26 protein-coding genes, 3 tRNA genes and 1 pseudogene are annotated in these 20,568 nt (G+C 65.0%); 25 read left to right on the forward strand and 5 right to left on the reverse strand.

Going from position 1 to position 20,568, the window contains the following annotated elements; all coding sequences use genetic code 11:
- Positions 1–6 precede the first annotated feature (6 nt).
- The 3 genes from AC30QB_RS12385 to AC30QB_RS12395 are packed head-to-tail and all read left to right on the forward strand — an operon-like array spanning position 7 to position 1,047.
- Positions 7–84, forward strand: coding sequence for a hypothetical protein (locus AC30QB_RS12385; protein ID WP_489546552.1), 78 nt, complete (start codon positions 7–9; stop codon positions 82–84).
- Between the two features lie 32 nt (positions 85–116).
- Complete coding sequence (gene cynS, locus AC30QB_RS12390) at positions 117–560, forward strand: cyanase (RefSeq protein ID WP_489546528.1); 444 nt, start codon at positions 117–119, stop codon at positions 558–560.
- 19 nt (positions 561–579) lie between these two features.
- Positions 580–1,047, forward strand: a complete 468-nt coding sequence (locus AC30QB_RS12395) for a nuclear transport factor 2 family protein (RefSeq protein ID WP_489546529.1) — start codon at positions 580–582, stop codon at positions 1,045–1,047.
- On the opposite strand, the gene AC30QB_RS12400 is transcribed toward AC30QB_RS12395, so the two are convergent.
- The gene (locus AC30QB_RS12400; protein WP_489546530.1) at positions 1,028–2,062 is read right to left on the reverse strand and encodes a M14 family zinc carboxypeptidase; all 1,035 of its coding nucleotides are present in this window, start codon (positions 2,060–2,062) and stop codon (positions 1,028–1,030) included. The genes AC30QB_RS12395 and AC30QB_RS12400 overlap by 20 nt on opposite strands.
- Before the next feature lie 90 nt (positions 2,063–2,152).
- Between AC30QB_RS12400 and AC30QB_RS12405 the strand changes: the two genes are divergently transcribed.
- The 5 genes from AC30QB_RS12405 (at position 2,153) to AC30QB_RS12425 (ending at position 4,542) form a co-directional block, all read left to right on the forward strand.
- Positions 2,153–2,275, forward strand: a complete 123-nt coding sequence (locus AC30QB_RS12405; protein ID WP_489546531.1) for a hypothetical protein — start codon at positions 2,153–2,155, stop codon at positions 2,273–2,275.
- Between the two features lie 40 nt (positions 2,276–2,315).
- Positions 2,316–2,723: a YbaN family protein gene (locus AC30QB_RS12410; RefSeq protein ID WP_489546532.1), complete on the forward strand. Its 408-nt coding sequence runs from the start codon at positions 2,316–2,318 to the stop codon at positions 2,721–2,723.
- A 161-nt stretch (positions 2,724–2,884) separates the two neighbouring features.
- Positions 2,885–3,997, forward strand: a complete 1,113-nt coding sequence (locus AC30QB_RS12415; protein ID WP_489546533.1) for a GGDEF domain-containing protein — start codon at positions 2,885–2,887, stop codon at positions 3,995–3,997.
- Positions 3,998–4,106: 109 nt separating this feature from the next.
- Complete coding sequence (locus AC30QB_RS12420; protein ID WP_489546534.1) at positions 4,107–4,319, forward strand: DUF3606 domain-containing protein; 213 nt, start codon at positions 4,107–4,109, stop codon at positions 4,317–4,319.
- A 100-nt stretch (positions 4,320–4,419) separates the two neighbouring features.
- Entirely contained in the window at positions 4,420–4,542 is a 123-nt protein-coding gene (locus AC30QB_RS12425; protein ID WP_489546535.1) for a hypothetical protein, read from the forward strand.
- A gap of 64 nt (positions 4,543–4,606) precedes the next feature.
- On the opposite strand, the gene mltA is transcribed toward AC30QB_RS12425, so the two are convergent.
- Entirely contained in the window at positions 4,607–5,773 is a 1,167-nt protein-coding gene (mltA, locus tag AC30QB_RS12430; RefSeq protein WP_489546536.1) for a murein transglycosylase A, read from the reverse strand.
- Here mltA and AC30QB_RS12435 point away from each other — a divergent pair.
- On the forward strand, positions 5,772–5,906 hold the full coding sequence (locus tag AC30QB_RS12435; protein ID WP_489546537.1) for a hypothetical protein: 135 nt from the start codon (positions 5,772–5,774) through the stop codon (positions 5,904–5,906). The genes mltA and AC30QB_RS12435 overlap by 2 nt on opposite strands.
- On the opposite strand, the gene AC30QB_RS12440 is transcribed toward AC30QB_RS12435, so the two are convergent.
- Complete coding sequence (locus AC30QB_RS12440) at positions 5,882–7,924, reverse strand: site-specific recombinase (protein ID WP_489546538.1); 2,043 nt, start codon at positions 7,922–7,924, stop codon at positions 5,882–5,884. The two genes, AC30QB_RS12435 and AC30QB_RS12440, sit on opposite strands and share 25 nt — an antisense overlap.
- On the reverse strand, positions 7,921–8,295 hold the full coding sequence (gene apaG / locus AC30QB_RS12445) for a Co2+/Mg2+ efflux protein ApaG (RefSeq protein ID WP_489546539.1): 375 nt from the start codon (positions 8,293–8,295) through the stop codon (positions 7,921–7,923). Before apaG ends, AC30QB_RS12440 begins: the two co-directional genes overlap by 4 nt.
- Positions 8,296–8,330: 35 nt before the next feature.
- Here apaG and rpe point away from each other — a divergent pair, with 35 nt between their 5' ends.
- Genes rpe through gph form a run of 3 tightly spaced genes read left to right on the forward strand, consistent with a single transcriptional unit; the run spans position 8,331 to position 11,615 of the window.
- Positions 8,331–9,017 (forward strand): ribulose-phosphate 3-epimerase, encoded by a 687-nt coding sequence (rpe, locus tag AC30QB_RS12450; RefSeq protein WP_489546540.1) that lies wholly within the window; start codon positions 8,331–8,333, stop codon positions 9,015–9,017.
- A 13-nt stretch (positions 9,018–9,030) separates the two neighbouring features.
- The gene (locus tag AC30QB_RS12455) at positions 9,031–10,962 is read left to right on the forward strand and encodes a YhgE/Pip domain-containing protein (RefSeq protein ID WP_489546541.1); all 1,932 of its coding nucleotides are present in this window, start codon (positions 9,031–9,033) and stop codon (positions 10,960–10,962) included.
- Positions 10,959–11,615: a phosphoglycolate phosphatase gene (gene gph / locus AC30QB_RS12460; RefSeq protein ID WP_489546542.1), complete on the forward strand. Its 657-nt coding sequence runs from the start codon at positions 10,959–10,961 to the stop codon at positions 11,613–11,615. The genes AC30QB_RS12455 and gph overlap by 4 nt, the downstream gene beginning before the upstream one ends.
- Before the next feature lies 1 nt (position 11,616).
- On the opposite strand, the gene AC30QB_RS12465 is transcribed toward gph, so the two are convergent.
- Positions 11,617–12,180, reverse strand: coding sequence for a chalcone isomerase family protein (locus tag AC30QB_RS12465; RefSeq protein WP_489546543.1), 564 nt, complete (start codon positions 12,178–12,180; stop codon positions 11,617–11,619).
- Between AC30QB_RS12465 and AC30QB_RS12470 the strand changes: the two genes are divergently transcribed.
- The 13 genes and pseudogenes from AC30QB_RS12470 to AC30QB_RS12530 form a co-directional block, all read left to right on the forward strand.
- Entirely contained in the window at positions 12,179–12,481 is a 303-nt protein-coding gene (locus AC30QB_RS12470; protein ID WP_489546544.1) for a hypothetical protein, read from the forward strand. The genes AC30QB_RS12465 and AC30QB_RS12470 overlap by 2 nt on opposite strands.
- Before the next feature lie 112 nt (positions 12,482–12,593).
- Complete coding sequence (gene trpE, locus AC30QB_RS12475) at positions 12,594–14,078, forward strand: anthranilate synthase component I (protein WP_489546545.1); 1,485 nt, start codon at positions 12,594–12,596, stop codon at positions 14,076–14,078.
- Entirely contained in the window at positions 14,079–14,663 is a 585-nt protein-coding gene (locus AC30QB_RS12480) for an aminodeoxychorismate/anthranilate synthase component II (RefSeq protein ID WP_489546546.1), read from the forward strand. It abuts the gene before it with no gap.
- The gene (gene ltaE / locus AC30QB_RS12485; RefSeq protein WP_489546547.1) at positions 14,660–15,670 is read left to right on the forward strand and encodes a low-specificity L-threonine aldolase; all 1,011 of its coding nucleotides are present in this window, start codon (positions 14,660–14,662) and stop codon (positions 15,668–15,670) included. The genes AC30QB_RS12480 and ltaE overlap by 4 nt, the downstream gene beginning before the upstream one ends.
- A gap of 10 nt (positions 15,671–15,680) precedes the next feature.
- On the forward strand, positions 15,681–16,715 hold the full coding sequence (gene trpD / locus AC30QB_RS12490) for an anthranilate phosphoribosyltransferase (protein ID WP_489546548.1): 1,035 nt from the start codon (positions 15,681–15,683) through the stop codon (positions 16,713–16,715).
- 85 nt (positions 16,716–16,800) lie between these two features.
- The gene (gene trpC, locus AC30QB_RS12495) at positions 16,801–17,589 is read left to right on the forward strand and encodes an indole-3-glycerol phosphate synthase TrpC (RefSeq protein WP_489546549.1); all 789 of its coding nucleotides are present in this window, start codon (positions 16,801–16,803) and stop codon (positions 17,587–17,589) included.
- Positions 17,586–18,251, forward strand: a complete 666-nt coding sequence (locus tag AC30QB_RS12500) for a uracil-DNA glycosylase (protein WP_489546550.1) — start codon at positions 17,586–17,588, stop codon at positions 18,249–18,251. The genes trpC and AC30QB_RS12500 overlap by 4 nt, the downstream gene beginning before the upstream one ends.
- Before the next feature lie 44 nt (positions 18,252–18,295).
- A tRNA-Tyr gene (locus tag AC30QB_RS12505) sits at positions 18,296–18,381 on the forward strand.
- A 64-nt stretch (positions 18,382–18,445) separates the two neighbouring features.
- Positions 18,446–18,519 (forward strand) — tRNA-Gly (locus tag AC30QB_RS12510).
- Positions 18,520–18,547: 28 nt separating this feature from the next.
- A tRNA-Thr gene (locus AC30QB_RS12515) sits at positions 18,548–18,622 on the forward strand.
- Between the two features lie 43 nt (positions 18,623–18,665).
- Positions 18,666–19,856 carry an elongation factor Tu gene (tuf, locus tag AC30QB_RS12520; RefSeq protein WP_489546551.1) on the forward strand — a complete coding sequence of 397 codons (1,191 nt, stop codon included), beginning with the start codon at positions 18,666–18,668 and terminating at the stop codon, positions 19,854–19,856.
- Between the two features lie 94 nt (positions 19,857–19,950).
- Positions 19,951–20,262, forward strand: coding sequence for a 30S ribosomal protein S10 (rpsJ, locus tag AC30QB_RS12525; protein ID WP_019561663.1), 312 nt, complete (start codon positions 19,951–19,953; stop codon positions 20,260–20,262).
- 180 nt (positions 20,263–20,442) lie between these two features.
- Positions 20,443–20,568: pseudogene (locus AC30QB_RS12530) on the forward strand (50S ribosomal protein L3); the annotation flags it as partial.

Here is a 20,568-nt window from a genome sequence, read left to right on the forward strand (position 1 = left end):
GGCTTGATGCGCCGACGCGAAGCGAGCATCAACGACGTTGCCATCGCCGAGGCCGAGCGGAAGTTCCGCTGGCCGCGAACCTGATCCCCCCTCACCCAGCGCAAGGAGCGCCCGCCATGAGCCGCATCGCCGTCACCGAAAAAATCATCCTCGCCAAGGTCGCCAAGGGCCTCAAGTGGTCCGAAGTCGCGAAGAAGGTGGGCCTGAGCAAGGAGTGGGTCACCGCCGCCTGCCTGGGCCAGATGACGCTCGACCCGAAGCAGGCTGGCATCGTCGGTGAGATCTTCGGCCTCTCGGAGGCCGAGCAGAAGTGGCTGCAGGTGGTGCCCTACAAGGGGTCATTGCCGACCAGCGTGCCCACCGATCCGTTGATCTATCGCTTCTATGAGCTGATCAACGTGTACGGCACGACCTTCAAGGAGCTGATCCATGAAGAGTTTGGTGACGGGATCATGAGTGCGATTGACTTCAAGATGGATCTGGCGCGCGAGGCCGATCCAAAGGGCGACCGGGTGAGTATCACGATGTCGGGCAAGTTCTTGCCCTACAAGACTTACTGACGTGCAGGAGCGTGAGCCCATGGATACCCGCCCACCCTTGCCACCCTTCACCGACGAAACCGCACGCCAAAAAGTACGCATGGCCGAAGACGCCTGGAACTCGCGCGACCCCGATCGCGTGGTGGGCGTCTACACCGAAGACACGCGCTGGCGCAACCGCGCCGAGTTTCCGGTCGGCCGCGCGCAGGTGAAAGAGTTCTTGCAGCGCAAGTGGGCGCGCGAGCTCGACTACCGGCTGATCAAGGAGCTGTGGGCTTTCAACGGCGCGCGCATCGGCGTGCGCTTCGCCTACGAATTTCATGACGACGCGGGCCAGTGGTTTCGCAGCTACGGCAACGAGAACTGGGAGTTCAACGAACAGGGCTTGATGATGCGGCGCTACGCCAGCATCAATGATCTGTCGATCCAGGAAGGCGAGCGCCTCTTCCATTGGCCGCTTGGCCGCCGGCCCGACGACCACGCGAGCCTCAGCGAACTCGGTCTGTAGACCACCAGCGCGCAAGCGCCTGCGCATGGTGCTGCTGGCGTCGCGCGCCGCTGGGCAACCAGCGTGCATGGCTGGCGGCGGCCCGCACGATGAAGTCGAGCAGCGGCATGTGCTCGCGCAGCACGCGCTGCAGGCGGTGTTCGATCAGCGGGTTGAACATGCCGTGGCGGGTGAAGAGCTGGCGCGGGTTCTTCTTCACCCACAACCACGAGCCCATCTCCAGCGTGAGCGGCATGAACACCCGATCGGGGTGCTGCGCGCAGGCCTGCAGGTAAAGGTGATCCCACAGGTCGCCATGCGCCAGGTACTGACGGCTCTGCGGCTCCAACACGTAGCGGTGGTGCGGGTGGCTGCGGTCGAAGATGGCGCCCAGCGCATGCACCTCGGCCAGGTGCTGCATCGGCTGCGGGCTGTGGGCGTGGGGAAACCACAGCCGGTCGCGCAGGCCGAAGCCTGAGTGGCAGTCCAGCGCCAACGCAAACGGGCGGCCCAGCAGCTCTTGCTCGACCAGCGCACACATCGCTGCGCTCTCGGCCTGCATGGGCGCGCCCGCCGGCCCGCGGTACCAGGGCAGCGCCGCGCTTTGGCGCTGGCCCCCCAGCAGCAGCGGCACGCGCTCGGCAGAGTCGACTGGCGAGTTGCGCATCAGGTCCACCCCCTGCGGGTTGGCGCGTGTGCCCAGCACCAGGCCTCCGGGGTTGACGATGGGCATGAAGACGAGGCGCAGACCCTCGAGCTGGCGGTGCAGCTGATCGTCCCAGGGCAGGCGGGCAACCAAGTGGCGCAGGTAGGCCAGCACCACCTCGGCGCCTATGCGCTCCAGGCCGTGCACACCGCCGAAGAAGCCCACCGCCGGCACATCGGGCGAGGGGTTGCCTAGTGTCAACGCCCAAACAGGCAGCGGCGCTCCGCCGGCGCTCACCTCGCACAGCAGCTGGGATTCGAGGTGGGGCCTGCCTTCTTCGATCAGGCGCTGTAGCTCGTGCAATTCGGGGGCGGGGTGCAAGCTTGTCACGGTAGCGCCTGCGTTTGACCGTGTCGTGACACAAACCCGTCACATGACGGCGCTACGGTGTGCGACATGGTTGGCCTGCCCCGCAAACACATGCCTCTGCGTTCGCCTCACTCGGTGCTGGTGGTGGGCTGTGCATTGCTGTGGGGCGTGGTCGAGGTGCTGGCGCTGTCGCGGGCGCGCTGGATCAAGCGCGCGGGTTCGCCCAGGCCCTGAGCGGGAGCGCGTGGCTCGTACAGGCCCTAGCATCGAGGGCATGACACCTACGCAGTCGAGTAAGAGCAGCACGCGCTGGCAGCGGGCCCTGTGGCTAGTGGCTGGTGCATTGAGTCTGGCCGTCGGGGTGGTGGGCATCGTGCTGCCGCTCTTGCCCACGACGCCGCTGGTGCTGCTGGCGGCGTTTTGCTTCTCGCGCGGCAGCAAGCGCTGGGAGGCTTGGCTTTTGAATGACCCCCGCTTCGGCCCGATGGTGCGCGACTGGCGTGAGCACCGTGCCGTGCCCTTGCGCGCCAAGCAGCTCGCCACCGCGATGATGGCCGCCAGCTCGCTGGGCACCTGGTGGGTGGTGCAATCGCCTTGGCGCTGGGCGCCCGCGGTGTGCTGCACGCTGGTGGCGCTGTGGCTGTGGAGCTTGCCCACCCGGGCGCCGTCGTCAGCCCACTGACCCGCAAAGATGGCTCCGAACGGGCGTTCTTCACGAACTTTTGCGAGAGTTCGAGCTGGCACCGGGTTCAGGGGGGTCTCTTCGTGCGGTGTGCGCTTTCCCACGCGGCGGCGAAGGGTTACTGTTCAGCTTTTGAGCGTGCTGCCGATAACGAAGCTGACATGAATCGAGCCGATTTAAACCGATGGGTTGACGCCGTTCTGGGCGTCGACCGGAACCAGCGCGTGCGCGTGAAGCAGTCGCTGGTCGCCTCGGCGGTGTACGGCGGCCTGTGCGCCATCACCGGGCTGGGCGTGTGGCTCGATGTGATCGACCTGCTGCCGGCATTGGCGCTCACTTCTGCGGTGCTGGGCGTCTCGGTGGTCTTCTATGCCTTGATACGCAGCGGGCGCAATCAGGCCGTTAGCGCCGACCCCGCCCTCACGCAGGTGCAGGGCCTGGTGTGTGTGGCCGCCACCTGCGCGGCTTACGTGGTGGCTGGGCCGATACGCGGCGCCATGCTGATGACCGTGTTGATGGGCCAGTTTTTCGGCGTGTTCGCGCTTACGCCAGCGCAAGCGCGGCGCATGGCAGGGATTGGCGTGGGGGTGCTGGGCGCCACCATGGGCCTGTGCGCCTATGTCGACCCGGTGCAGTACCCGCCGCGCGAAGAACTGCTGCACTTCTTGTTGGTGGCGCTGATGCTGCCGGTGATCGGCTGGCTGGCTGGGCAACTGAGCAGCATGCGCAACAAGCTGCGCATGCAAAAGGCCCAGCTCGAAAGCGCGCTCGCGCAAAACCGCCTGCTGGCCACGCAAGACGAACTCACCGGCCTGTCAAACCGTCGCCACATGACGACGCTGATGACATCAGAGCGTGGCCGCCAGCACCGCAACCGCAACCCGATCAGCATGGTGCTGATGGACATCGACCACTTCAAGCGCGTGAACGACATGTTTGGCCACCAGGCCGGCGACCAGGTGCTGCAGATCTTTGCCGACGTGGTGACCCACGGCCTGCGGGCCGGTGACTCGCTGGCGCGCTGGGGCGGCGAAGAGTTCTTGCTGATGCTGCCCAACACCTCGGCCGACGACGCCCTGGCCTGCGTGGAGCGCATGCGGGTGCAACTGGCCGCGCGCAGCTTCGAGCACATTGCACCCAAGCTGGTGGTGACCTTCTCGGCCGGCATAGGGGTGTGTGCCCTCGAAGACCGGGTCGAGGCGATCATCGAGCGCGCTGACCGCGCCATGTACCGCGCCAAGACAGCGGGGCGCAACCGCACAGTGGTGGCCTGAGGCGGCTGAGGCCACACCACTGAGGTCAGTGCGTGCGCACGTGCGGCTCAAGTCGCAGGGGCGATTGACCGATAAATCAGGTACCCAAACGCATCCCTCGTGTGTTGCCATGCACTTCTCCGAACACAGCTCCACTTTAGAAGGCCCCAACCACCCGCAAGTCGACATTGCCGACCCGCTGGAGGTGGCCCGTTGGTCGTGGCTGCTCGACGTGCCCGACCTCCAAATCCACCACGCCGTGAGCCTGGTGGGCAACAACGGCGAGGCCGTGGCGCACTACGTCGAGTTCTTCGGGCGACCCATGGGCCGGCACCGCCACTGAAGCTGGCACGAAGCTCGCTTTTGATGGCCTGACGGCTGCAAACACTTCGGGTAGCCGCCTACAACCGCCCAAACCGGTCGGTTTTGATGCTGGAACTCACATGACTGACAAACATCGTCATCGCCACGAACACGCACCCCGCGGCTTTTTGCCGGGTTGGGCGCTGGTGGCTTTTGCTGCCGCGTCGATCGTCGTCGTTCGCCTGGCGCAATCCCTGATCTGACGCCCCGTTCTCGGGGTTGTCTTAAGGTCGCACCTCCGCGGGGCGGCGCGCCGCGCGCGACCTGTTAGTTTCTTGGCCACAACACCCACATGCGCAGAGGCTGCTTCATCCGGCCGGCCTGCTGCTCGGCCACATCGCCCCAACCCCAGAAGTAGTCGGCCCGCACCGCCCCCGTGATCGCGCTGCCGGTGTCTTGCGCCATCACCAGCCGTTGCAAGGTCGTGTTGGACAGCGGCTCGGTGGTGTCCAGCCACACTGGTGCTCCATAGGGCACGCTTTGTGGATCGACGGCGATGGAGCGGCCCGGGGTGAGCGGCACGTTTTGCGCGCCGCGCGGCCCCACTGAAGGGTCGGGCAGCGGCTCTTCGCGGAAGAACACGTAGCGCGGGTTGGCCCACAGCATCTCGTTCACGCGCTTAGGGTTGGCCCGCGCCCAGGTTTTGATGGCCGGCCATGAAGCCTGCTCAGCTCGCAACTGGCCCTGCTCGATCAGCCATTTGCCCACCGACTTGTAGGGTTGGTCGTTGTGCCCTGCAAAAGCCACGCGCACCAGCTGGCGCTGGCCGTTCGCTTCGGTCATCGCGAGGCGGCCCGAGCCTTGAATTTGCAGGATGAGTGCGTCTAGCGGGTTGGCCACGTAAGCGAATGCAGCGCCGCCCAGCGAGGCTTTTGCGGCGGGCAGGGTGTCGAGCTGTTGGCGAGTCCAGTAGGGCTTGCGTGTGGCGAGGTCGCCGGGCGCACGGTAGAGGGCAATGCGGTAGGCGCCGGTCGCAACACGGCGCGCTTCGACCAGAGGCTCGAAGTAGCCAGTGACCAGCCCTTCGGTGGCGCCCTCAGCGCTCTCTACGCGCCATGGTTGGAGGCGCTGGCGCAGCCAGCCGCGCGCCGATGCGGCCGAGGCGGGGTGCATGCCGCGCGCCTCGGTGCACACGCGGGCCCACTCGAGTGCGGGTTTCTCGCAGCCACGCAGCAGGGCCGGCCACAGCTCAGCGGTGTTGTCGGCCTCCCAACCGGGCAGCTCAGACCAGTCGACGCTGACCCAGCGCGCGCGGCCGCGCTGCATCACGACCGGAGGTGTGGCGGGGGTGGCGGCGGTGGGCGTGTCGCTCGCCGATGCGGAGGGCGTTGAGGGCCCACTCGGTGCGCTCACGCACGAGGCAAGCATGCCCAACAGCACGCCTAGAATCGCCGCCGCCAGCAGCCCCTTGCTGATGCCAAAGGTGTTCTTCATGACTTTGCTTGTGCTGGAAGCGCTCGCTGCGCTGGCGGTGTTGGTGTTGATCGTATGGTGGACCATGTTTTCGGGTCGCAAGGGTGGCGAGCGGCGCAACAGTCACATTCACAAGGGCAGTGACGAGCGTTGATCGGGTGCCCGCGGGGGCAACACGAAAGATAACGGCCGGCGCCACAGGCGCTGACGAATCGCGCGGTAGATGCGGCTGCGCTCGGTGAGGCGTATGCCTCTTGAGCGCAGCGCCACCTTGAAGGCAAGGAAAAAGCTCACGCCCAGATTGAGCATGCCGGTGAGCAGCGTGGCCGCCAGGCACCACCAGAACGGCGCCTCTCGCAGCACGTCAAAGCCCAGCGCGCCCACCGCTGCGGCCAGCTGGCCGGTGGACAGCGTGACGTGCCTTACCTCGATCGGCAGCCCGAAAAAAAGCGCCACCGCAGGCACGATGCCGAGCATCAGACCCAGCGAGATATTGGCCGTGAAGCCCGAGATGTTGGCGCGCCAGTAAATGCCCCAGCGCTGCGCGCGGGCTGAGCCCAGGCGCGCCACGATGCGCGGGTTCCAGGCGATGGCACTGTCGATGCGGTGCCAGACGAACCAGTTTTCCACCCAGCCGGCAATGATGGAGCTGGCAAACAGCAGCACGCCTGTGAAGGCGGCGAACAGCAAGGTAGGCCCCAGCAGCGTGAGTGATTGCAGCACGTGCTCGCCATCTTTGGGGCCCACCAGCAGCGTGCCGAAGATGGCGTTGCAAGCCAGCTGCAGCCCCAGCACCAGCGGCGCCACCAAGGCGAGGTTGCCCAGAATTCCGGCTGCCTGTGAGCGTATGAGGTTGGCCACTTCGTCGACAAACTCTTCGACGGCGTCGTCGTGGCTCATGTCGCTGAGCTTGTCGGCCATGGCGGGCGCTGTCATGGCGGGCTGCTTTGTGGCCACGGTGAAGTGCAGCAGGTGGATCAGCACGAAGCTCGCAGCGTAGTTCACCCCGGCCCAGAAGCCGGCCCAGAACGCCGTGAGGCCAATGGCCAGCACGAAGAACTTCAAGAACGTGGTGCCCGCCAGCACCATGCCACCACCGGCGGCGGCTTGCAGCATGCTGCGGTAGGCGGCGCGGTCGCGGGTGATGTAGTGCTCACCGCTTTCGGCGCTGCGCTCAGCCACCTTGCGCGCCATCAGCGAGTAGTGGCTGGCAAACAAGGCGCGCAGGCTGCGCCGGTCTTCTGCGGTGCGCACCAGCGCGGCCACCAGCTTCACCACCTCGGGTGCGGGCTCGGGGCTCACCACGCACACCAGCAAGGCTTCAATGCGTTGCGTGCGCTTCAGCAGTTGGTCGACCTCGAACACCACGTCGACCGAGATGCCATGCTCTTCGAGGTGCTCGTGGACGCTGAGCGTGCAGCGGCGGCAGCTGTCGAGCAGCGCGCGCAAGTAAAGGGACTCTCGCAGCAGCGCTGGCGTGTCACCCGACTCGGCGTGCTCGCGCACCTGCTCGGCCACGCGTGCGAGCTGCTTGAAGGGCGCTTCGGTCAGCAGCTCGGGGCTCATGCGTTCGCGTAGCTGGGGCGAGAAACCCGAGGCGCGTACGGCGCTCGACAAAAACATCAGGGCGTCGAGAAACGGCGTGCGCCAGTCGGCGGCGGGCTCGCCGTCGCGTGGCTGCAGCAAGGCGGTGATGCGTGTGAGGGTGGCGGCGTCGAGCTGGTCTAGCCACAGAGCGTCGTTCGGGTCGGGGAAGAGCAGGTTGAACAGCTCGGCCAGGTTGGTCGTGGCGGGTGTGGCGGGAAGCAGGCGCAAGCGCAGGCGTTGCCCGAGTTCACTGCCCAGGCCCATACGCGGAGCGAAGCCGAAGTCGGCCAGCAGGCCAGCGGTGTCGACTTCGCGCAAGAAACGCGCTAGCAGCGCGGCCACCTCTGTCTGGTGCTCGGGGTGGCGCTCAAGCACGTTGAGAACGTGGCGCAGGCGCAAGAGCGGGGTCGGCGTCTGCTGGTTTTCAAGCGGCACGGCGGCATGGCGCAGCCACTCGAGCAAGCGCACCAACCACAGGTGGCGCTCGGGCAGGCTCGCCGAAGCGTCGGCCGCGTTGAGCAAGGCGCTCAGATCCCACGCGCCCGCGCCCTGGAAGCGCAGCACCTTGCCGCGAGGTGCTTTCAATGCAAGGCCGAAGGCAAGGAAAGGCCGAACTCTGGCACCAACGCGTCGAAGGGCTGCGCCGCTTCGGTCATGCAGAAGAAGGTGCCGCGCATGCTGCCCTGCGGCGTGGCGATGCGCGTCCAACTGGTGTACTCGAAGCGCTCGCCGGGCTTGAGCAGCGGCTGCTGGCCCACCACGGCTAAGCCGCGCACCTCTTCGCTGTGGCCGCGGGCGTCGGTGATGACCCAGTGGCGGGCGATCAGCTGCGCGGTCTCCGCGCCAGTGTTGCGGACGGTGACGGTGTAGGCGAACGCATAGGCGCCCTTGTCGGGCTCAGATTGCTCGGGCAAATGGCGCACGCTGACACTGCAGGTGAATTCGGGCTTGGGCATGCGGCGCATTCTAGGGACGCTCCTAGAATCGATGAATGACAAAGCCCACCTATCGCATCGCCCCCAGCATTTTGTCGGCTGACTTCGCCCGCCTGGGCGACGAAGTGAAGAGCGTCATCGCTGCCGGCGCGGACTGGATCCACTTTGACGTGATGGACAACCATTACGTGCCCAACCTCACCTTCGGGCCGATGATCTGCGAGGCGCTGCGCAAGCACGCCGTGAAGCCCGACGGAAGCAAGGTGCCGATTGATGTGCACCTGATGGTGCGGCCGGTCGATGCACTGGCCCAGGCCTTTTGCAAGGCAGGGGCTGATCTCGTGAGCTTTCACCCCGACGCCGCCACACACGTCGATCGCACGCTTCAGCTCATCAAGGCCGAAGGCTGCCAGGCCGGGCTGGTGTTCAACCCTGCGCAGCCGCTTGACGTGCTCGAGTGGGTGATCGACAAGCTTGACCTCATCCTCATCATGAGCGTGAACCCCGGCTTCGGTGGGCAGAGCTTCATCCCGGGTGCGCTCAAGAAGATCGAGCAGGTGCGCAAGCTGATCGACGCCAGCGGGCGCGACATCCGACTCGAAGTCGACGGTGGCATCAAGGTCGACAACATCCGCCAGGCGGCCAGCGCGGGGGCCGACACCTTCGTGGCCGGCAGCGCGATCTTCGGCAAGCCCGACTACAAGGGCGTGATCGACGCCATGCGGGCGCAGCTGGCCGGCTGACCCACCGCCCGCCATGAAAACCCTGAGAGATGCCTGGGCCATTGCCCGCCTCGAAGCGGGGTTGTTCAAGCGCTTCCCCACGCTGGGCTGGTCGGTGCTCGGGGTGTTGATCATCCCGGCGCTCTATGCCTTCATCTACCTCGCCAGCGTGTGGGACCCGGCCGCACGCGCGGGCTCGCTGCCAGCGGCCATCGTCAACCTCGACGTGGGTGTGGAATATCGCGGCCAGAAGGCCCAAATCGGGGCCGAGCTCGCCGCGACTCTGCAAGCGCGCAACACCTTCGGCTTCCAGCTCTACACCGATGAGCAGCAGGCGCGCCAGCATGTGCGTGAAGGCCGGCTGGCGATGGCGCTCATCATTCCGCGCGACTTCAGTGCCAACGCGGTGCCAGGCCTCGAAGCGGGCGCGGGGCGCCTGACCGTCTACACCTCGGAAGGCAACAACTACACCGCGGCGGGCATGGCGCGCCGCTTTGCTGCCGAGCTGGGCCACCAGGTCAATGAGACGCTGAACGAGGCGCGCTGGGAGCTGGTGCTGACCACGGCCGCGGGCTCGCAGCGCAGCGTGCGCAGCCTGAAAGAGGGCATGGCCCAGCTGCGCTCGGGTTCGCACGAGCTCGATGAAGGGCTGGAGCAGGCCGAGGCCGGCGCGCGGGCCTTGGGCGACGGTTCACGCAAGCTGAGTGATGCGGCCAACCAGCTCACCGGCGGCTTCAAACAAGTGGCTGGGGGCGTGCGCACGATCGACGCCAAGCGCCCGCCCGCCGCCGATCTGCAGGCTTTGAAGCAGGGCGCGCACGCCTTGGCCGACGGCCATGCCGACATGGGCAGGGGGCTGGAGCAGCTGCAAGGCGGCGCGCAGCGCCTCACCGAAGGCGCACGCCAGCTGCGCGATGAAACGCAAGACATCCTTTTCATCGGCGAGAAGCTCGGCAAGGCGGCCGGCGCCCTGGGCGATGGCGGCGAGCAGCTGGCGAGCGGCTTGTTGAGAGCGCGCGCGGCCCAGGCGCAGCTTGCCGACGGCGCAAACCGGCTGCAAGGTGGCGTGGGCAAGCTGACCGAGGGCATGGCCACGCTGGGTGATGGAATCCACACCATGGCGGTGCGCCTACCCGACGACCGCAAGCTCGACGAGTTCAAGAATGGCGCCAGCACGCTCGCGCAAACCACACTGAGCCTGCGCGGGGGGCTTGAGAAGCTGCATGCCGGCTCGGCGCGGCTGGCCGTCGGGCTGGACCTGCTCGACGCATCACTGCCCAATGACACGCCCTCGCTCGAAGGCAGCGCCAAAGGCCTCGCCGACTCAGTGGAGCCGGTGGTGGAGGTGGTGGCGCCGGTGGCCAACAACGGCACCGGCTTCGCGCCCAACTTCGTGCCAGTGGCGCTGTGGCTGGGCGCGGTGATGATGGCGTTCATCTTTCACCTGCGGCGCCTGCCCGAGTCGGCACGCAACGCCTCGCGCATCGCGCAGGTGTTAGGCAAGCTCACGTTGCTGTCGGGGCTGGTGGTGCTCCAGGCCACCATCGTGCTGCTGATGCTCACGCTGCTGCTCAATGTGAGCGTGCCCAACCTCGCGGCTTTCTGGCTCACGCTGTCGCTGGCGTCGGTGACGTTCCTGCTCATCATCCTGGCACTCACGCGCGCTTTTGGCGATGTGGGCAAGGCGCTCGCGCTGGTGTTTCTGATCCTGCAGCTGTCTTCCGCCGGCGGCATTTTGCCCATCGAGCTGAGCGGCGATCTCTTCCGAGACCTGAGCCCGTGGCTGCCCTTCACCTGGGTCGTGCGCGCCTTCCGGGCGAGCCTGTTCGGCGCCTACGACAACGCGTGGGTGTCGGCCTGGGGGGCCATCTTGCTGACGGCGGCCATTGCCTTCGTCATCTCCACGCTGGTGGGCAAGTGGCGCTTCGTCAGCGGCGAAGAGCACCGGCCGGCGCTAGACATATGAGCGTGGCGTGGGCTGACCTGCAGGCCGCGATCATCGATCTGGATGGAACCATGGTCGACACGCTGGGTGACTTTGAAGTGGCGCTGAATGCCATGCTGTGTGACCTGAGCTTGCGCAGGGTGAACCGCGCGTTCATCGAACACACGGTGGGCAAAGGCTCAGAGCATCTGATCCGCAGCACGCTGGCGCATGTGGGCGGAGATGCGCGCAGCTTCGATTCCGCCTGGTCGCGCTATCAGCACCATTACCTGGCCATCAACGGCGATCACGCCTTGGTCTACCCCGGAGTGCTCGAAGGCCTGCAAACCCTGCGCAACCGGGGCCTGAAGCTCGCGTGCGTCACCAACAAGCCGACGGCATTCGCCAAACCCCTTTTGCAGAAAAAGGGGTTGGCCGGGTTTTTCGACCACGTGTTTGGCGGCGACGCCTTCGAGCGCAAGAAGCCCGACCCACTGCCCTTGCGCATGACCTGCGAGGCACTGGGCACGCGACCCGAGCACACCCTGATGGTCGGTGATTCGAGCAACGACGCGCGTGCGGCGCGCTCAGCCGGTTGCCCGGTGGTGCTCGTGAGCTACGGCTACAACCACGGCGAGCCCGTGACGGGCGTCGACGCCGACGGCGTGATCGCCCGGCTCGACGCCCTGGCCTGAATCAGTTGTTGTTGCCCGGCTGCGCGGGGGCCTTGCCGAGCAGTGCGTCTTTCAGCATTGAGTCGGCGGGTGACTGGCCCAACCAGATCTTCACGAGCGCGGAGAAGAACTCGGGTTCCTTGATCGGCTCGGTGGAGGGTTTGCCGTTGATCATGATCACCGTGCCGGTGCCCGGAATCCAGTCGACCGAGAAAGAGTCGCCTGCATTCAGCTTCTTCTTCTGGAAGAAAAGCTCGCTCATCTTGAGCGTGCCCGATATCGACTTGGAAAACTCGTCACGCGGGGCGTTGTCTTCCATGCCGCGGGTGAAGAGCTTGCCCAGCTCGCCGGCGTTGATGTCGCGCAGCATCACGATGTGCATGCGCTTGGGGCCCGGAGCGCTCAACACCGCCTCGGTGGTGGGCGACTTTTTGGTCAGGTACAGGCCGGCGGTGTAGACCTTGAAGATGGCCTTGTAGCGAACGCCCGCTCCGTTGAGCACGAGCGGTGTGTTGCCGACCTGAATCGGGCTTTCGTATTTCACGCCGGCCACTTCGGCGGTCTGGGCGTGAGCGAGGGTCACCATGCTCGACAACAAGGCGGCGGCTGCAAGGGATATCAAACGACGAATCACAAAACTCTCCACAAACAAGCTTGTTTCGCACGAGTGTGCGCAAGAACTGATTGTCTCAAGTTGTAAACCGGCTGTCTGTGATGATTTCCCGAACCACCCGTTTGGGTGGTGCTGTGATCGCGTACTGCTACACTTTTTAGATGTTTATCGCGCGCAAACAAACCAAAGGGTCGCACGACCGGGGGGCATGGCCCTGGCGTTGCCGGCCTGCTCGGGTTTAGTTTGCCGCTGGCGGCGTGAGCGCTTCTTCTGAGCCTTGCGCGCCCCGGCTCCACCGGCCGCACACGCTGCAGCCGACCGTCTGAATCAAATCACCACGCGGGCCACGCATGTGCGGCTCGCCGGGCCGTGGAGGGCCCTGCAACGTGATCACCGAACTTGAATTCAAAAGCCTTGCCTCGGAAGGCTACAACCGCATTCCGTTGATGGCCGAGGCCTTTGCGGACCTCGAAACCCCCCTCTCGCTCTACCTCAAACTGGCCTATGGCTCGGGCAGCGGCAAGCACAGCTTTCTGCTGGAGTCGGTGGTGGGCGGAGAGCGCTTCGGGCGCTACTCGTTCATCGGCCTGCCAGCGCGCACGCTGCTGCGCTCGACCGGGTTTCACACCGAGATCGTGACCGACGGGCAGATCGTCGAAAGCTTTGAGGGCAACCCGCTCGACTTCATCGCCAGCTACCAGCAGCGTTTCAAGGTGGCGCTGCGCCCGGGCCTGCCGCGCTTTTGCGGCGGCCTGGCCGGCTACTTTGGCTACGACGCAGTGCGCTACATCGAGCCCAAGCTGGCCAAGACACAAAAGACAGGCGGCATCGACACGCCCGACGTGCTGCTGCTGCAGTGCGAAGAGCTGGCGGTGATCGACAACCTCTCGGGCCGGCTCTACCTCATCGTTTATGCCGATCCTGCCCAGCCCGAGGCCTACTTCAAGGCCAAGCGCCGCTTGGCCGAGCTCACTGACAAGCTCAAGTACAGCGTGACGGCGCCGCCCGTGAAGCGCGGCAGCTCGCACACGGTGGAGCGCGAGTTTGCGAAAGACGACTACATCGCGGCGGTGCTCAAGGCCAAGGAGTACATCGCGGCCGGCGACATGATGCAGGTGCAAGTGGGGCAGCGGCTGCAAAAGCGCTACACCGAATCGCCGCTCAGCCTGTACCGCGCGCTGCGCTCGCTGAACCCGTCGCCGTACATGTACTTCTACGACATGGGCGACTTCCAGATCGTGGGCGCATCGCCCGAGATTCTGGTGCGTCAGGAAAGCACACCCGAGGGACAGAAGGTCACCATTCGCCCGTTGGCCGGTACGCGCCCGCGCGGTGCCACGCCCGAGCAAGACAAGGCACTCGAAGAAGAGCTGAGCACCGACCCGAAAGAGCGCGCCGAACACGTGATGCTGATCGACCTGGCGCGCAACGACATAGGCCGCATCGCCAAGACCGGCAGCGTGAAGGTGACCGATGCCTTCGTGATCGAGCGCTACTCGCACGTGATGCACATCGTGAGCAATGTCGAAGGCCTGCTGAAAGACGGCATGACCAGCCTCGATGTGCTGCGTGCCACATTCCCGGCAGGCACGCTCACCGGCGCGCCCAAGGTGCGTGCAATGGAAATCATCGACGAACTGGAGCCGGTGAAGCGTGGCATCTACGGTGGCGCATGTGGCTACCTGAGCTTTGCCGGTGACATGGACGTGGCGATTGCCATCCGCACCGGGATCGTCAAGGACAACGTGCTGTACGTGCAGGCCGCTGCCGGCGTGGTGGCCGATTCGGTGCCGGAGCTGGAATGGAAAGAAACCGAAGCCAAGGCGCGAGCCTTGCTGCGCGCCGCTGAACTCGTCGAGGAGGGCTTCTAAATGTTGCTCATGATCGACAACTACGACAGCTTCACGTTCAACCTGGTGCAGTACTTCGCCGAACTTGGCGAAGACGTGCGCGTGTTCCGCAACGACGAGATCACGCTCGAAGGCATTGGCGAACTGAAGCCCGCCAAACTGGTGTTCTCACCAGGCCCGTGCTCGCCCGCCGAAGCCGGCATCTGCGTGGACAGCATCAAGCACTTCACCGGCAAGCTGCCCATACTCGGTGTGTGCCTGGGCCACCAGGCCATAGGCGCGGCGCTGGGTGGCAAGATCATCCGCGCCAAGACGCAGATGCATGGCAAGACCGATGTGATCAGCACCGACAGGCGCGGGGTGTACAGCGATCTGCCCGAGCACTTCACCGTCATCCGCTACCACTCGCTGGTGATTGAACGGGCGACGCTGCCGCGCGAGCTGGAGATCACCTCCACCTCGCGAGACGACGAGATCATGGGCGTGCGCCACACCGAGTTGGCCGGCACGAAGACGCCGCTGGAGGGCGTGCAGTTCCACCCCGAATCCATCCTCACCGAGCATGGGCACGCGATGTTGAAGAACTTCCTGGAGTTGCGGCCGTGACGGTTGTTGACCTGCGCAGCGACACCGTCACTCAACCGACGGCCGCGATGCGCGAGGCCATGGCGCGTGCCGATGTGGGTGATGACGTGTTTGGTGACGACCCGACGGTCAACGCGCTGCAAGAGCGCATTGCCGCGATGGTCGGCAAAGAGGCCGCGCTCTTCGTGCCCAGCGGCACGCAGAGCAACCTCATCGCCATCATGAGCCACTGTGGCCGTGGTGATGAGTACATCGTGGGCCAGATGGCCCACACCTACCGCTGGGAGGCGGGGGGTGCCGCTGTGCTGGGCAGCGTGCATCCGCAGCCGCTGGAGCACCAGGCCGACGGCACGCTGTCTTTGCGTGACATCGAAGCCGCGATCAAACCCGACGACGCGCATTTCGCCCGCTCGCGCCTGCTGTGCCTGGAAAACACGCTGGGCGGCAAGGCGTTGAGCCTGGGCTACATGGCCGACGCAACTGCGCTCGCGCGTGGCCATGGCTTGGCAACGCATCTGGACGGCGCACGGCTCTTCAATGCAGCCATTGCGCTGGGCGTGCCTGCAAGAGATGTGGCGCAGCACTTCGACACTGTCTCGGTCTGCTTCTCCAAGGGGCTGGGCGCACCTGTGGGCTCGGCGTTGTGCGGCCCGAGAGCGTTGATCAAGAGCGCGCACCGCTGGCGCAAGATGCTGGGCGGCGGCATGCGACAAGCCGGCGTGCTCGCGGCTGCGGCGCTGCACGCACTCGATCACCATGTGGTGCGTCTTGCCGACGACCATGCGCTGGCGCAGCGCTTGGCACAAGGCCTGAGCGGCTTGCCGAACCTCGATGTTGAGCCACCCGAAACCAACATGGTCTTTGTCGATGTGCGAGGGAACCGCGCGGCGGGCCTGCTGGCTCACCTGAAGTCGCGCGGCGTGCTGGCCACGGGGCTCTACCGCCTGCGCTTCGTCACCCACCTCGATGTGGACGCTGAAGGTGTGGCCCACGCTGTCGCCACGGTTCGCGAGTATTTGTCTGCCTGAAAGCCACTCCATGACGATCACCAACACTGAAGCCCTGGCCCGCGTCATCGACCACCGCGAGATCTTTCACGACGAGATGCTCACGCTGATGCGCCGCATCATGAATGGCGAGATGTCTCCGGTGATGATCTCGGCCTTGGCGATGGGCCTGCGCGTGAAAAAGGAAACCATCGGCGAGATCGCGGCGGCCGCGCAGGTGATGCGCGAGTTCGCCACGCCGGTGGCGGTGGCCGACAAGACGAACCTGGTCGACCTGTGCGGCACCGGCGGCGATGGTGCGCACACCTTCAACATCTCCACTGCTGCGATGTTCGTGGCTGCCGCCGCGGGCGCGCGTGTGGCCAAGCATGGCGGGCGCAGCGTGTCGTCGAGCACCGGCAGCGCCGACGTGCTCGAAGCCCTGGGTGCGAACGTCAACCTCACGCCCGAGCAGGTGGCGCAGTGCCTGGAGCAAACCGGTATCGGCTTCATGTTTGCGCCCAACCACCACGCTTCTATGAAGCACGCGGGCCCCGTGCGCAAGGAAATGGGCGTGCGCACCTTCTTCAACATCCTGGGCCCGCTCACCAACCCGGCCAGCGCACCCAATCAGTTGATGGGGGTGTTCCACGCCGACCTGGTGGGCATCCAGGTGCGCGTGTTGCAGCGCCTGGGCTCTGACCACGTGATGGTGGTCTTCGGCATGAATGGCATGGACGAGATTTCGCTGTCCGGCGAAACACTGGTCGGCGAGCTGAAGAATGGCGAAGTGCGCGAGTACGTGGTGCACCCGAGCGACTTCGGCATGCCGGTCTATGACACGCGTGTGCTCAAGGTCGACAACAAGGCTGAGTCGGTGCAGTGCATACAGCGCGCGTTCGCCAATGAAGAGGGCCCGCAGCGCGACATCGTGCTACTCAACGCGGGCGCTGCGCTGTACTGCGCCAATGTGGCCAGCTCGGTGGCCGACGGCGTGAAGCGCGCGCGCGAGGCCGTGGCGTCGGGCGGCGCGCTGAAGAAGCTGAGCCAGTTCGTCGCGGCCACGCAGCAGCTGGGGGCGGCATGAGGCGGGCTGAGCGCCGGGCTGCTCCCAAGCCGGCCCGCATCCCCGCGGGGGATCGCCCGCGGTACTCCGCCGGCGAGGGGCTGCCATGAGCGACATCCTGAACAAGATCATCGCGGTCAAGCGCGAAGAAATAACCGCAGCAAAGGCGAAGCGTGACCTCGCGTCGCTGCGCCGAGATGCCGAGGCGCGCACCGATGTACGCGATTTCGCTGGCGCGTTGCGCCGCAAGATCGCGGCGGGCCACGCCGCCGTGATCGCCGAAGTGAAGAAGGCCAGCCCCAGCAAAGGTGTGCTGCGTGAGCATTTCGCGCCGGCCGAGATTGCGGCGAGCTACGAGCGTCATGGTGCGGCCTGCCTGAGCGTGCTCACCGATGTGCAGTTCTTCCAGGGCGCCACGGCGTACCTGGAGCAGGCCCGTGCGGCCTGCGCCATTCCCGTGCTGCGCAAGGATTTCATGGTCGACGCCTACCAGGTGTTCGAAGCGCGTGCGATGGGGGCAGATTGCATCCTGTTGATCGCCGCTTGCCTGGAAGATGGGCAGATGGCCGAGCTTGAAGCGCAGGCGCATGCGCTGGGCATGGCGGTGCTGGTAGAGGTGCATGACGGCGAAGAACTTGATCGTGCCTTGCGCCTGAAGACGCCGCTGCTGGGCATCAACAATCGCAACCTGCGCACTTTCGAGGTGACGCTCGACACCTCGATTGCACTCTTGCCACTCGTGCCGGCGGATCGGGTTTTGATCACCGAGAGCGGCATTCTTGTCAACGCAGACGTGGAGCGCATGCGTGCCGCTGACGTGCACGCCTTCCTTGTCGGCGAGGCCTTCATGCGCGCACCCGACCCCGGCGCAGCACTGGCGAAGTTGTTCGCATGACCGCCGACGATCTGCCCGTAGCGTTCGAGGCGCTGCCAGCGGCTTGGCGCAGCGCCTTGCCCGGCTGGACGCCACAGGCCCAGAGCGCGGTCATCGATGGCGTCAAGGCTGTTTCAGGCCACCGTGAGATCGCCCCGTCTGACCCATTTCGGGCGCTGCGGTTGGTGTCTCCCGCCGACGCCAAAGTGGTGATCTTTGGGCAAGACCCTTACCCGACCGCGGGCCATGCCGACGGCCTGGCTTTCTCGGCCGGGCATGGCCGGCCACGCTCGCTTGCGCGCATTTTTGAAGTGCTCGCCGCCGATCGGCCCGGTTGGCAGCCGCCAGCGGTGTGGAAGCTCGACGGCTGGGCCCAACAAGGTGTGCTGCTGCTGAACCCGACGCTGACCGTAGAAGTGGGTAACGCTGGCAGCCACTTGAAGACTGGTTGGCTTGCGCTCACATCCGAAATCGTTTTGGTTTTATGCCAACGGGCGACACCGCCTGTCTTCCTGCTCTGGGGTGGCAAGGCGCAGCAGTTTCTCGTCAAGGCGGTACCGCCGGGTGTGTCACCGCGGGTGCTGTCTACGCGGCACCCGTCCTACGACATCAAGCGGCAGTTCATGGCCGAGGGCAGCCACTTCGTAGCGACCCAGGAAATGGTCGACTGGTGGGCTCTGTGAAGCAGGAGTGTCGAAATTTGATGCTATAGTCCTCGGTTCGCTTTGGAGGGGTGCCCGAGTGGCTAAAGGGGGCAGACTGTAAATCTGTTGGCTTACGCCTACGCTGGTTCGAATCCAGCCTCCTCCACCAAAGCGAAACGAATTCAGAGTTTGTGTTTTCCCCTCGAAGCTGGCGAGCTGAGAGGGGCTCCCGAGCGGGAGTAGTTCAATGGTAGAACCCTAGCCTTCCAAGCTAATGACGCGGGTTCGATTCCCGTCTCCCGCTCCACAGACTGCGGAGGTTTTGCTAAGAATTCGCCCTTGTGGCTCAGTGGTAGAGCACTCCCTTGGTAAGGGAGAGGTCGCGCGTTCGATCCGCGCCATGGGCACCAAGTTTTTCAGCACTGTCAATCTCGACCGCTAGGAGCGCGAAAAATGGCAAAAGGCAAATTTGAACGTACGAAGCCACACGTGAACGTGGGCACGATTGGGCACGTTGACCATGGCAAGACGACGCTGACGGCGGCGATCACGACGGTGCTGTCGAAGAAGTTTGGCGGCGAAGCCAAGGCGTACGACCAGATCGACGCGGCGCCCGAAGAAAAGGCCCGCGGCATCACCATCAACACCGCCCACGTCGAGTACGAGACCAAGAACCGCCACTACGCCCACGTCGACTGCCCTGGGCACGCCGACTACGTGAAGAACATGATCACCGGTGCCGCCCAGATGGACGGCGCGATCCTGGTGTGCTCCGCTGCTGACGGCCCCATGCCGCAAACCCGCGAACACATCTTGCTGGCCCGCCAAGTGGGCGTGCCTTACATCATCGTGTTCCTGAACAAGTGCGACATGGTCGACGACGCCGAGCTGCTCGAACTCGTCGAAATGGAAGTGCGCGAACTGCTCGACAAATACGACTTCCCCGGTGACGCCACCCCGATCATCCACGGCAGCGCCAAGCTGGCCCTGGAAGGCGACAAGGGCGAACTCGGCGAAGGCGCGATTCTGAAGCTCGCCGAAGCACTCGACACCTACATCCCGCAGCCCGAGCGTGCCATTGACGGCGCTTTCCTGATGCCGGTTGAAGACGTGTTCTCGATCTCGGGTCGCGGCACCGTCGTGACGGGCCGTATCGAGCGCGGTGTGGTCAAGGTGGGTGAAGAAATCGAGATCGTCGGCATCTCCGTCACCCAAAAGACCACCTGCACCGGCGTTGAAATGTTCCGCAAGCTGCTCGACCAAGGTCAAGCTGGCGACAACGTGGGCATTTTGCTGCGCGGCACCAAGCGCGAAGACGTGCAACGCGGCCAAGTGCTGTGCAAGCCCGGCAGCGTCAAGCCGCATACCCACTTCACCGCTGAGATCTATGTTCTGAGCAAAGAAGAGGGCGGCCGCCACACGCCGTTCTTCAACAACTACCGTCCGCAGTTCTACTTCCGTACCACCGACGTGACCGGCGCGGTGGAGCTGCCGAAAGACAAAGAGATGGTCATGCCTGGCGACAACGTCAGCATCACCGTGAAGCTGATCAACCCGATCGCCATGGAAGAGGGCCTGCGCTTCGCCATTCGCGAAGGTGGCCGTACTGTTGGCGCCGGTGTTGTGGCAAAGATCCTGGAGTAAGGCTGCGTGACGACCGGGCTTCGGTCCGAAGGCTGAGCCCGGCCTTTTCACCCCCGCAGTCGCAAGGCTGCATCGTTCTTTTTAGGAATTCGTCATGCAAAAGCAAAAGATCCGCATTCGCCTGAAGGCGTTTGATTACAAGCTGATCGACCAGTCCGCGCTGGAGATCGTTGACACCGCCAAGCGCACCGGCGCCATCGTCAAGGGCCCAGTGCCTCTGCCGACACGCATGCAGCGTTTTGACATCCTGCGTTCGCCGCACGTCAACAAGACTTCGCGCGACCAGTTCGAAATCCGCACGCACCAGCGCCTGATGGACATCGTTGACCCGACCGACAAGACGGTGGACGCGCTGATGAAGCTCGACCTGCCGGCTGGCGTCGACGTCGAGATCAAGCTGCAGTAAGACCCCTGTTTGTAGGGCAGTTGCCGCAAAGTCGGCTTCTGCACTACAATCGCAGGCTTTCCCGGAAACAGGTGCGCCCGTCAGGGCGCGTTTGTATTCCAACCAGTCAACCCGGCCAATCGATGTCGGGTATCGAAACAAAGGCTTCCAAACCGAAGGGTGCGGGGGCTGGAGAAAATTATGAGTCTGAGCAACCGTCTCGGTTTGCTGGGCCGCAAGGTGGGCATGATGCGCATCTTCACAGACGACGGCGATGCCGTGCCTGTGACGGTGCTGGACGTGTCCAACAACCGCGTGACCCAGATC

This window comes from Rhizobacter sp., assembly GCF_046595475.1.
Lineage (GTDB): Bacteria > Pseudomonadota > Gammaproteobacteria > Burkholderiales > Burkholderiaceae_C > Rhizobacter.